At 75.8% G+C, this 9,949-nt stretch carries 12 protein-coding genes; 7 read left to right on the forward strand and 5 right to left on the reverse strand.

The window, feature by feature from the left end; all coding sequences use genetic code 11:
- The first annotated feature begins 143 nt into the window (after positions 1–143).
- The gene (locus tag Q7T67_RS19880) at positions 144–656 is read left to right on the forward strand and encodes a Dps family protein (RefSeq protein ID WP_304794053.1); all 513 of its coding nucleotides are present in this window, start codon (positions 144–146) and stop codon (positions 654–656) included.
- 274 nt (positions 657–930) lie between these two features.
- Here the strand turns inward: Q7T67_RS19880 and Q7T67_RS19885 are convergent, their stop codons facing one another.
- Positions 931–1,101 carry a DUF1059 domain-containing protein gene (locus Q7T67_RS19885; protein WP_304794054.1) on the reverse strand — a complete coding sequence of 57 codons (171 nt, stop codon included), beginning with the start codon at positions 1,099–1,101 and terminating at the stop codon, positions 931–933.
- A gap of 90 nt (positions 1,102–1,191) precedes the next feature.
- Here Q7T67_RS19885 and Q7T67_RS19890 point away from each other — a divergent pair, with 90 nt between their 5' ends.
- Positions 1,192–2,364, forward strand: coding sequence for an EAL domain-containing protein (locus tag Q7T67_RS19890; RefSeq protein ID WP_304794057.1), 1,173 nt, complete (start codon positions 1,192–1,194; stop codon positions 2,362–2,364).
- 58 nt (positions 2,365–2,422) lie between these two features.
- Here the strand turns inward: Q7T67_RS19890 and Q7T67_RS19895 are convergent, their stop codons facing one another.
- Positions 2,423–2,872 (reverse strand): universal stress protein, encoded by a 450-nt coding sequence (locus tag Q7T67_RS19895; protein WP_304794060.1) that lies wholly within the window; start codon positions 2,870–2,872, stop codon positions 2,423–2,425.
- Positions 2,873–3,101: 229 nt separating this feature from the next.
- Between Q7T67_RS19895 and Q7T67_RS19900 the strand changes: the two genes are divergently transcribed.
- The 4 genes from Q7T67_RS19900 (at position 3,102) to Q7T67_RS19915 (ending at position 7,354) form a co-directional block, all read left to right on the forward strand.
- Positions 3,102–4,337 (forward strand): PAS domain-containing protein, encoded by a 1,236-nt coding sequence (locus Q7T67_RS19900; RefSeq protein WP_304794063.1) that lies wholly within the window; start codon positions 3,102–3,104, stop codon positions 4,335–4,337.
- A gap of 117 nt (positions 4,338–4,454) precedes the next feature.
- Positions 4,455–4,751 carry a peptidoglycan-binding domain-containing protein gene (locus Q7T67_RS19905; RefSeq protein WP_304794066.1) on the forward strand — a complete coding sequence of 99 codons (297 nt, stop codon included), beginning with the start codon at positions 4,455–4,457 and terminating at the stop codon, positions 4,749–4,751.
- Positions 4,752–4,844: 93 nt separating this feature from the next.
- A complete protein-coding gene (locus tag Q7T67_RS19910) occupies positions 4,845–5,774 on the forward strand; it encodes a VOC family protein (RefSeq protein ID WP_304794069.1) in 930 nt (309 codons plus the stop codon).
- 410 nt (positions 5,775–6,184) lie between these two features.
- Positions 6,185–7,354, forward strand: a complete 1,170-nt coding sequence (locus tag Q7T67_RS19915; protein WP_304794072.1) for a DUF892 family protein — start codon at positions 6,185–6,187, stop codon at positions 7,352–7,354.
- Positions 7,355–7,465: 111 nt separating this feature from the next.
- Here the strand turns inward: Q7T67_RS19915 and Q7T67_RS19920 are convergent, their stop codons facing one another.
- The 3 genes from Q7T67_RS19920 to Q7T67_RS19930 all read right to left on the reverse strand — a co-directional run bounded on the left by Q7T67_RS19920 (position 7,466) and on the right by Q7T67_RS19930 (position 9,645).
- Positions 7,466–8,230 (reverse strand): sigma-70 family RNA polymerase sigma factor, encoded by a 765-nt coding sequence (locus Q7T67_RS19920; protein ID WP_304794075.1) that lies wholly within the window; start codon positions 8,228–8,230, stop codon positions 7,466–7,468.
- Positions 8,231–8,645: 415 nt separating this feature from the next.
- On the reverse strand, positions 8,646–9,281 hold the full coding sequence (locus tag Q7T67_RS19925) for a hypothetical protein (protein ID WP_304794079.1): 636 nt from the start codon (positions 9,279–9,281) through the stop codon (positions 8,646–8,648).
- Positions 9,274–9,645, reverse strand: a complete 372-nt coding sequence (locus tag Q7T67_RS19930) for a hypothetical protein (RefSeq protein WP_304794082.1) — start codon at positions 9,643–9,645, stop codon at positions 9,274–9,276. The genes Q7T67_RS19925 and Q7T67_RS19930 overlap by 8 nt, the downstream gene beginning before the upstream one ends.
- A 9-nt stretch (positions 9,646–9,654) precedes the next feature.
- Here Q7T67_RS19930 and Q7T67_RS19935 point away from each other — a divergent pair.
- Positions 9,655–9,949 (forward strand): hypothetical protein (locus Q7T67_RS19935; RefSeq protein WP_304794085.1); only part of this gene is annotated, 295 nt, incomplete at its 3' end.

Consider the following 9,949-nt stretch of genomic DNA (forward strand, 5'->3'; position numbering starts at 1 on the left):
CGGGCGGCGCCCTCCTCGCCCCCGCCGGCGCGCGGCGGCGGTGCGCGCGGCGCCGCGCGGTCCGTGCGCGTCGTCGCGTTACCCGGGGGCCGGCGTGGGTAGCGGATCCCCGAAGCCCCACCCCCTCGACCGAGGACCTCCCCATGGCCACCACCCGCCGCATCGCCGACCCCTCCTTCCGCGCCTCCGAGGCGCTCGCGAACGACCTGCAGCGCGTGCACGTCGACCTGATCGACCTGCACCTGCAGGGCAAGCAGGCGCACTGGAACGTCGTCGGCACGAACTTCCGCGACCTGCACCTGCAGCTCGACGAGATCATCGAGGCGGCGCGCCTGTTCTCCGACGACCTCGCGGAGCGCATGCGTGCCATCTACATCACGCCCGACGGCCGCGCCGCGGCCGTCGCCGAGCAGTCGTCCCTGCCGCCGTTCCCCGAGGGCGAGGTCGACACGACCGAGACGGTCGACATGGTGACGGAGCGGCTCTACGCCGTCTGCCGCACGATCCGCGAGGTCCACGACGCGGTCGACGAGGCCGACCCGACCACGGCCGACCTCTTCCACGGCTTCCTCGAGAAGCTGGAGCAGTTCGCCTGGATGGTCGGCGCCGAGAACCGCGTCGCCAACAAGACCGAGCCGACGCCGATCCACGAGTAGGACCGGCCGAACGGCCGACCGCTGCCCTCGCGGTCGGCCCCGGGCCGTCGGTCGGTCGGGCATCGGATGCCCCGCTGGACCGTTGACCGAGCCTCTTCCGGGCAACCGGTCGGCTGAGCCGCCGATCCCCCGATCGGGTGTCCACCGGTGTTGACCCCGAGAGCGGGACCCCCGATGGTGTGTGCGTGCCCGCACACGATCGAACGCCCAGCGCGATCCGCGTCGGCCGCCGTCCCGGCGGGCCCCCGACCGGGGCGACCCGCCGCGGCGCGGCCTACCCGGTGATGTTCTCGCGGACCTGCGCGACGACCTCCGGCGGGACCTCGTCCATGCCGTGGTCGCGCTTGGCGTGCTCCGCGACCTGCTGCAGCACGGCGTCCTCGTCCGCGCCCTCGAACGTGGCGACGCACCCCGGCACGACGCTCCCGCATGCGAACTGCTTCATCTCGGATCCCCTTCTCGTGGTCGGACCGGACCCCGCCCAGCGACGCGTCCCGGCCCCCTCCGCAGACCATATGCCGCGCCGGGGTGCGGCGTGAACCTCGTGGACGACGCGACGAACGTCGAGCTGGACTGGGTCCGCGCGATCGACCTGGCCCTCCAGGACGGCGGTCCGCTGCGCCTGGCCTACCAGCCGATCGTCGACCTGCGCCGCGGCGAGGTCGCCGGCTACGAGGTCCTCGCCCGGTTCGAGCTCGAGGGCCATCCGCCCTTCCCGCTGCCGTGGCTGCACGCCGCGACCGAGCAGGGGCGCCTCAGCGAGCTCGAGCAGACGATCCTCGCCCGCGCGCTGTCCGCCCGGCAGCACCTGCCGCGCAACACGTTCCTCAGCGTCAACCTCAGCGCCGGGATCCTGCTCGAGGTCTCGACCTCGCGGCTCTTCGCCGCCGCGGGGGACCTGCGCGGGCTCGTCGTCGAGCTGACGGAGCACGAGCGGGTCCTGGACTACGACGCCCTGCGCACCGCCTTCGCCCCCACGCTGGCGGCCGGGGCGATGCTGGCGGTCGACGACGCCGGGGCGGGCTACGCGAGCCTCGGGCACGTCCTGGCGCTGCGCCCGTCGTTCGTCAAGCTCGATCGCGCCCTCGTCGAGGACCTGGACCACGAGCGCCACCGCTGCGCCGCCGTTGCCGCGATCGGCGCCATGGCGGGCGAGCTCGACGGGTGGCTGGTGGCCGAGGGCATCGAACGCGCGGGCGAGCTGCGGTCGCTCATGGGCCTCGACGTCCCGCTCGGCCAGGGCTACCTGCTGGGCCGGCCGGGCCCGTCGATGGCCGCCCTCCCGCCCGACGTCGCCGCGGTGCTGCGCGACGGACGCCCCGGCAGGGCCGGCACCCGCCCGGTCTCGTCGCTCCTGGAGGACGTCGTCGTGCGGACCCGTCGCCGGAGCCCCGAGGACCTCGCGGTCGGCGCCCCGCGGGTCCCGGACCCCACCTGCGGGCCGGCCGCGGCGCCGGTGGTGCTCGTCGACGAGCACGGCGTGCCGGTCGCGCTGGAGGTGGACGGCGCGACGACCCCGGCGGGGTCGCGCCCGATGTGCGTGATGCCCGGCGAGGAGGTCGCCGCCGTGGCGCTGCGCGCCTCCGGGCGCCCCGTGGCGGAGCGGCTGCTGCCCGTCGTCTGCTGCGACGAGCTGGGCCGACCGATCGGGGCGATCGCCGTCGACCGCCTGCTCGAGTCGCTCGCCCGCTCGGCCGCGTCGGCCTGAGCGGGCCCCCGCCCGGGGCGCGACGGCCGGGGCCGGCCGTCGCGGGGCGGCGCGGCCGCTAGGTCGTCCGGACGATCAGGACCGAGCAGGGGGCGTGGTGGCTGATCTTGTCGGGCACCGAGCTCAGGAGGAAGCGCTTGGCCTTCGGGTCCGCCATGCCGCGGTTGCCGATGACCAGCAGATCGGCGTGGAGCTCCTCGGCCACGGTGATGATCGCGTCGGCCGGGTCGCCCTCGCGGGAGGCGGTGCGCACGTTCTCGGCCCCGGTCGCCTTGGCCAGCGCGACGGCCTGCTTCAGCGTGTCCTCGACGTCCTCGCGCGGGTTGACGGAGAAGGCCACGTCGGACGGGGCCTGACGGGCCTCGGCCCGGACCCGGCTGCGGGAGACGGGCACGAAGGCGGACACGATGGTCAGGCGGGCGCCGTTCGCGGCCGCGAGGGTGGCCGCGGCCCGGACGGCCTGGTTCGCGGTCTCGGAGCCGTCGGTTCCGACGATGACTGACTTCATCACTGGGGTCCTGTCGTGCTGACGTGGGTGGGCCGGGGCGGTCGCACCCGGACGCCCGCGAGCGGACGCCCCGGCGCCCCGACGCCCCGGGACTGGCCACGAACGTACCGGGGCGGACCTCCGATCGGGGGGATCGTGCTCCCGTGGCCGCCCGCGCTCGCCGTATGTTGGGCGGGATGCACGCGGACCCGCAGCGGTGGCGCCCGGCCCCGTCGCCGATCGACGCACCATGACCGCCGGTCCCCCGGGGGTCCCGGACCTCATCTCCTCGCTCAGCCAGGGGACCGTGCCGATCGTCGTCGAGCCGGTCCACACCGCCGCCCAGGCGGCGGAGCTGGACCTCATGCTGTGGCGCATCCGCGGGACGAGCGCCGTCGAGCTGCGCGAGCTCGACGCCGGCGAGGCCACGTTCGACGTGGGTCTCGGCCGGCCGGTCGCGATGGCCAGCGACCTGCGCACGCTGTTCGGCCGCGACCTGGTCTCGTGCCGCCGCGAGGACGGCGTCTTCCGGGTCCGGCTCTCGGCGCCGCCCGTCACCCACGACCTCGCGGCCCCGGACGGGCACGCCGCACCCCTGACCGGACGCTGGGAGGCCGCGTCGCCCGACGTCCCCGGCCCCGACGACGGGGACGGCACCCCGGTCGGGGACGATCCGGACGAGCCGATCGCCCCGGTGCCGCTGGGGGCCCCGCTGCGGCTGGCGGACCCCGCGGTCCTCGTCGACGCCCTCGACGCGGACCCGACCACCCTCGTCCTGCTCATCGACCACGAGCTCGTGATCCGCGCGGTTCACGGCGGGCTTCCCGCCCCGTGGGGCGACCACGCGCCGCCCGCGGTCGGCGCGTCGCTGAACGACGTGGCCCCGCCCCACCTGCACCGGGGGCTCGCGGATCGCGTCTCGGCGGTCCTGCGCGGTGCGGACGTCGCGCAGGTCTGGACGACGGCGGACGGCGGTGACGCGCACGAGGTCGCGCTGCGCCCCGTGCAGCGCGACGGGCGGGTCATCGGGTGCCGGGCGACGGTGTCGGACGTCTCGGACCGCCGGCACGACCGCGAGCTGCTCCGCGACCTGACGGCCGTGTTCGAGGTCGCCTTCCGCGAGGCGCCGGACGGTCAGGGGCTGCTCGCCCCCGACGGCACCTGGCTGCGCAGCAACCCCGCGCTGCACCGCCTGCTCGGGCGGAGCTCCGGCGAGCTGCGCGGCCGTGCCCTGGCCGACCTGCTCGAGCCGGCGGACGCCGGGCGCGAGGCCGAGCTGCGCCTCGAGGCGGAGCGTGGCGACCGCGAGCGCTACGCCGTCGACCTCGACCCCCGCGTCGCGGCCGCCGCCGGGGTCGGTGTCCGCGTGCTGGCCGCCGCGATCCGGGCGCCCGGCGGCGGCGTCCGCGGCTACGTCGTGCACGCCGTCACGACGGACGAGCTGCCGGACGAGCTGACGCCGGAGATCGTCGAGGGACCGTGGTGAACGGAGCGGCGCGGGGCGCCTGAGCGACGCCCGGAGGCGGTCCGGGAGGGCCCGCCCGCCATCGAACGCACGTTCGCTTGCACGCCGTCCGCACCCGTCCCGAGGATCCCTCGGGACATGAGCACCCTCGCCCACCCCGCCCACCTGCTCCGCCCCCGCCGTCGCCCGGCCCCCGGGCTCCTGGCGCTCGCGCTGCTGCCCGGCGCGGCGTCCGCCGTCGACGCCGTCCCCGCGATCGACGCGCGCGCCGCCCAGGCCCGTCTCGTGGACCTGGGCCTCCTGCGCCCGTCCGCGGCGACCGGCACGTGGAACCCGTCGACCGCCGAGGCCGTGCGGCGCTTCCAGCTGGACCGGGGGCTCGAGCCCAGCGGCGTCGCCGGGGCCGCGACCGCCCGGCGGCTGCGCGACGCGTGAGGGGATCCGCGGCGGACCCCGGGGTAGTAGTTGCATGCGCAACCACTTTGGCGTATGGTCGTCTGACCACCACCCCCGAGGACGGCGACCGCCATGAAGCTCGAAGGCCTGCACCACATCACGATGATCACCGGCGACGCCCGGGCGACCGTCGCCTTCTACGCCGACCTGCTCGGTCTGCGCCTGGTCAAGAAGACCGTCAACTTCGACGCGCCCGAGGCCTACCACCTGTACTTCGGCGACGAGCAGGGCTCGCCGGGCTCGATCCTCACGTGGTTCGAGTTCGCAGGGGCCCAGCCCGGCACCGCCGGCGCGGGGATGGTGCACACCCTCCAGCTCGGGGTCGCCGGCCCGGCCGCGCTCGACTTCTGGGCCGAGCGCCTGGGCTCCGCCGGCCACGCGACCGAGCGGACCGCCGGCGGGCTGGCCTTCCGCGACCACGACGGTCTGCGGCTCGAGCTCGTCGTCGACGAGGGCGGCCCGTCGCTGCGGGCGGAACACCCGGACGTCCCCGCGGAGCACGCGCTGCTCGGCATGCGCGGCGCGCGGGCCTTCGCGGGCCGGGCGCTCGACGCGGACCGCGAGCTGCTGACCGAGACGCTCGGATTCACCGAGACGGGCGAGGGGCAGTACCTCGTCGAGGGTGGCGACCAGCGGTTCCGCTGGGGCTACGACGTCGCGACGTCCCGCGGCCGGCAGGGCGCGGGGACCGTCCACCACATCGCATGGCACGCACGCGACGAGGACCACGTCGCGTGGCAGGAGCGCGCGGCCCGCGCAGGGATGCGGGTCACGCCGGTGATCGATCGCGACTACTTCGACGCGATCTACTTCCAGCAGCCCCAGGGCGTGCTGTTCGAGATCGCGACGACGTCGCCCGGCTTCGCGGTCGACGAGGATCCGGAGCACCTCGGCGAGGCGCTCCGCCTGCCGAAGCAGCACGAGCGTCTGCGCCCGCAGCTGGAGCGGATCCTGGCGCCGATCGACAACCCCCGGACGGCCGGGCGGACGCCCGCCGGCTGAGCTCCCCGCGGCTCGTCGGCGTCGCTGACCCGGGGGCTCCGGGGTGGCGCCGACGACCACGGAGGACGGCCTTCCCGCCAGAGGTGGTCCAACCACTGGACGCCGACCGCGGCGGCACGGTACGGTGCAGGAGTCCGGCCTCTCCTGGGGGCCAGGACGGGACAACACGGTTGCGGGCCCGGGACGGCCCGCCGCCACACACACACGCCGTCGAGCGCCCTTGGATTCGTCCAGGGGCGTTCGGCGTTGTGGGGCCGGACGTGACGCGGACGGCCGGACGCCGCCTCCGCACGGGGCCGATGAGCGGGACGGCGCACACGCCGGGATGCCCGGCCCCCGCGCGGGTAGAGATCCAGGACGCGGCGCTCCGTGCGCCGCCCGCCCCGTCGCGACGAAAGGAAGGGCACCCGATGACCCGCCCGAGCAAGAAGAAGGTCCTGCAGTACCTCAAGGAGGCCCGAGCCTCCGAGCTGGCGCTCACGCGGGTGCTGCAGTCGCAGATCGCGATGACGCCGCAGGGGTCGTTCCGCACCGCCCTGGAGCGTCACCTCTTCGAGACCCGCGAGCACGCCCGCCTGCTGCAGGGCCGCGTCCGCGAGGTCGAGGGGGGCTTCCACCCGGTGGCCGCCGCGATCGGTCTGGCGGAGGGCGTCGTCGGGCAGGCCCTCGCGCTGTCGAAGACGCCGCTGGACCTCGTCCGCGGCTCCGGCGGCGAGGAGAAGGTGCTGAAGAACGCCAAGGACGCCGCCGCGACGGAGACCCTCGAGATCGCCACCTACACGGCCCTCGAGCAGCTGGCCCGTCGGGCCGGCGACGAGGACACCGCCGAGCTGGCCGGGCGGATCAAGCGCGAGGAGGAGCGGATGCTCGACCGCATCCTCGCCGAGATCCCCGGCCTGACCGACGCGGTCTACGCGGCCGAGGTGGGTGGGGATCCGTCGTACGACGCCTCGAAGACGGGTGCGGCCGACGCCGCCCGGGCGGCGGTCGCGGGGGCGAAGGGCGCCGCGGAGAAGGTCGCCGACGGGGCCCGGGACGCCAAGAAGGGCGCCGAGCAGGCCGCCGGCCGCGCGGCCGACGGGGCCCGTGACGCGGCGAAGGACGCGAAGGCCGGCGTCGAGGACGTCGCCGAGCAGGCGACCGTGGCGGCGCAGGACGCGGCCGCGGGCGCGAAGGACGTCGTCGAGGAGGCCGCCGCCGACGCGAAGGCCGCCGCCGAGGAGCGGGCCGGGGCCGCGAAGGCCGCCGCCGAGGAGCAGGCCGACAAGGTCGCGAGCAAGGCTGCAGAGGTCAAGGCCGTCGCGGAGGAGCAGGCCGAGGAGGCCAAGAACGTCGCGAAGGAGCAGGCGGCGAAGGCCGAGGACGCCCCGGACGACCGGGACGACACCGACGCCACCGCGTCGGGCGAGGCGCTCGAGAAGCCGTGGCCGGCGTACGACGAGCTCTCCGCCGAGGAGGTCCTCGCCGTGCTCCTGACCGCCGACGCCGAGATGGCGCAGGCCGTCGTGGCCTACGAGACCGCCAACCAGGGGCGCGCCGAGGTGCTGTCGGCGGCGGAGCGCAAGGCGCCCGCCGCCTGATCCGGTCCGCGCGGCCCCGCTCCAGGGCGGGCGTCGCGCGGGTCCTGCGGACCGCCGCCCTCGGCGAGGGCCGGGAGGCGGCAGCCGGCGCGCGGCGCGCGCCGGCGGACCTCAGGCCGCGATCGGCCGGTCCGGGCTCGGCTCGAGATGCTCGCGCATCCGGGCCGCGGACTGGTCGAGGATGCGGGAGACCTGCATCTGCGAGACCGAGACGCGATCGCCGATCTCGCGCTGCAGGAGCTCGTCGCGGAAGCGCATCTGGACGACGTTGCGATCGCGGTCGCTGAGCACCGTCATCGCGTCCTCGAGCAGGTCGACGTCCTCGACCTGCTGGTAGCCCGCGTCGGACCGCCCGAGCGTGTCGAGCACGTCGCGGTCCTCGCCGGTCGGGAAGCTCAGCGAGTTGACGCGGAAGCAGCCGGCGGCGCGCCGGGCGTCCAGCACCTGGGCCTCGGTGACCTCGAGGCGCCGGGCCAGGTCGGCCACGACGGGGGTGCCGCCCTCGTGCTCGATGCGGGACTCCTCGGCGATCAGGCGCGTCTGGAGCTCCTTCATCGACCGGGGGACGGCGACCGACCAGCAGTGGTCGCGGAAGTGGCGCTTCATCTCGCCGGTGATGGTCGGTGCCGCGTAGGACACGAACCGGTGGGGCCGCGAGAGGTCGAACCCCTCGATGGCCTTGACCAGGCCGAGCATCCCGACCTGGACCAGGTCGTCGAGCTCCTCGCCGCGCCCGACGTACTTGCGGGCGAACGAGCGGACCATCGGCGTGAACCGGCCGACGAGCTCGTCGTAGGACGTGCGGTCTCCGCGGGTGCGGTACCGGGTCAGCAGCTGCCTGTCGCGCAACTCGCGCTGCGTGGCCTCTTCCAACATAGGGGGAACCTCTCGATGCGATGAACCGTGACAGCGGCATCGCTTCGACCGGAGACGGTCGGAGAGACTCTCCACCTGGGAAACTGCGAGCACCGCCGCCCTGGGGGCAACGAAGGTCCGGACCACCGCGGCCCTCATCGGGAAGCGGCGGCTGTCGGGGGAGCCTGATCAGCGGCGCACTCCTCCAGAACCCGTTCCGCACGGGTCCCAAACATCGGAAGGGACATTCCTTCGCGATCTGCACCCGTCCAGCGACGTGCGGCGGCGTACGCGGGGCGACCCCGCCGGGCGCCGGAGTCCGACGGATGCAGGGACGGGCCGGCCGGGCACGGCCGACGGACGCACGCGCATGCCCGGCCGGGTGGGCGCCGGAGTCCGCGCGGGGGCCCGTCCCCCGCACGGACCCCAGCGTGCGTCAGACGCCGGCGCGGTCGATGCGCCGGTGGAAGCGCTCGCCGGCGCGACCGCCGAGGATCGCGGCCAGGAGCGAGATCACGAGGACCGCGATCCCGGCGATGGCACCACCGGTCGTCAGCGAGGAGCCCGACAGCGGGATGCTCGGCAGGTCGAGCTGCGAGAACACGTTGTACTCGGACCCGGCGATGGCGCCGAGCGCCCCGAGGACGACGGTGACGAGGATGCCCAGCACCCACGTCGCGACCGCGTGGCGCACGCCGTCGAAGCGCGCCATCCGGCCCGCCGCGTACCCGCCCGTGTAGTACGCCAGGGCGAAGACGAACACGAGCAGGACGCCGCCGGCGATGCCGATCGTGTCCGCCTCGCTGTCGCTGACGGTGGTGCCGCCGTCGGTCAGGCCGATCGCCGCGCCGGCCGCGGCCAGGATCGCGGCCAGCAGCACCGAGATGCCCAGGGCGACGAGCCAGCCGAGGATCGCCGGGAGGGCGTGGAGGCCGCCGAAGCGCTCGCGCTGACGGGCGCGGAGCCCCGGCTCGGCGTCGACGTGACCGCCGTGGGCGTCGCGGTCCACGCGACGGGCGGCGATCGGGGGCGTGTCGTGCGCACCGTCGGTGGTGGGGCTGCGATCAGCCATGGTGGTCGTCCTTCGTGGGGGTGATGGCCCGGGCGAGACGCCGGAGCCTGGTGCCGACGCCGGGGCGGCCGGTGGTGGGACCGGTCGGAGCGCCGGAGCGACCGGCCGTGGTGCCGGCCGGGCCGTCGGTGCGGTCGACGGCGGGCTGCGTGGCGCCGAGGGACGGGGTGCTCGCGCGGCTCCCTGCGGACGGGGCGCCGACGTCGGTCACCCGGCCCGTGCGGTCGCCGTCCCGGGTTCCTGCGGGTCCGCCCGTGTCCTGCCCCCCGTCGCCGGCCCCACCGGTGGGGTCGATGACGCGGTCGGGGACGACGCGGTGGTCGTCGTCGACGTGCGGGCGGCCGACGAAGCGGGCGTCGGGCACCGGCGCCGCGTGGTCGGTGGCGCCCGTCAGGTGATCGGACGGGGCGGCGTCGAGGTCGCCGGTGGCGTCGACCTGCGGCAGGACGTCCTGGGGATCGTGAGGACCGTCGTGGCGCGCCGCGTCGTCGTGGCGTCCCTCGTCCTCGCTGTGTCCTTCGGCCCCGCGGTGCCCTTCGTCCTCGCGGTGCCCTTCGGCCCCGCGATGTCCCTCGGCGGGGCGGGCCAGGTCGCCGGGCCCCGCCGCTGCGACGCGGTCGCGCTCCGCCAGGTCGGCGGCGCGCTGCTCGCGCTCGGCCCGTTCGGCC

The sequence above is a fragment of the Patulibacter sp. genome (assembly GCF_030655195.1).
GTDB lineage: Bacteria > Actinomycetota > Thermoleophilia > Solirubrobacterales > Solirubrobacteraceae > Patulibacter.

What these genes read in the sequence shown, in the direction of transcription:
- Q7T67_RS19880 (WP_304794053.1), top strand. Translation starts at nt 144, where the DNA reads ATGGCCACCACCCGCCGCATCGCCGACCCCTCCTTCCGCGCCTCCGAG.
- Q7T67_RS19885 (WP_304794054.1), bottom strand. Translation starts at nt 1,101, where the DNA reads ATGAAGCAGTTCGCATGCGGGAGCGTCGTGCCGGGGTGCGTCGCCACG.
- Q7T67_RS19895 (WP_304794060.1), bottom strand. Translation starts at nt 2,872, where the DNA reads ATGAAGTCAGTCATCGTCGGAACCGACGGCTCCGAGACCGCGAACCAG.
- Q7T67_RS19900 (WP_304794063.1), top strand. Translation starts at nt 3,102, where the DNA reads ATGACCGCCGGTCCCCCGGGGGTCCCGGACCTCATCTCCTCGCTCAGC.
- Q7T67_RS19905 (WP_304794066.1), top strand. Translation starts at nt 4,455, where the DNA reads ATGAGCACCCTCGCCCACCCCGCCCACCTGCTCCGCCCCCGCCGTCGC.
- Q7T67_RS19910 (WP_304794069.1), top strand. Translation starts at nt 4,845, where the DNA reads ATGAAGCTCGAAGGCCTGCACCACATCACGATGATCACCGGCGACGCC.
- Q7T67_RS19915 (WP_304794072.1), top strand. Translation starts at nt 6,185, where the DNA reads ATGACCCGCCCGAGCAAGAAGAAGGTCCTGCAGTACCTCAAGGAGGCC.
- Q7T67_RS19920 (WP_304794075.1), bottom strand. Translation starts at nt 8,230, where the DNA reads ATGTTGGAAGAGGCCACGCAGCGCGAGTTGCGCGACAGGCAGCTGCTG.
- Q7T67_RS19925 (WP_304794079.1), bottom strand. Translation starts at nt 9,281, where the DNA reads ATGGCTGATCGCAGCCCCACCACCGACGGTGCGCACGACACGCCCCCG.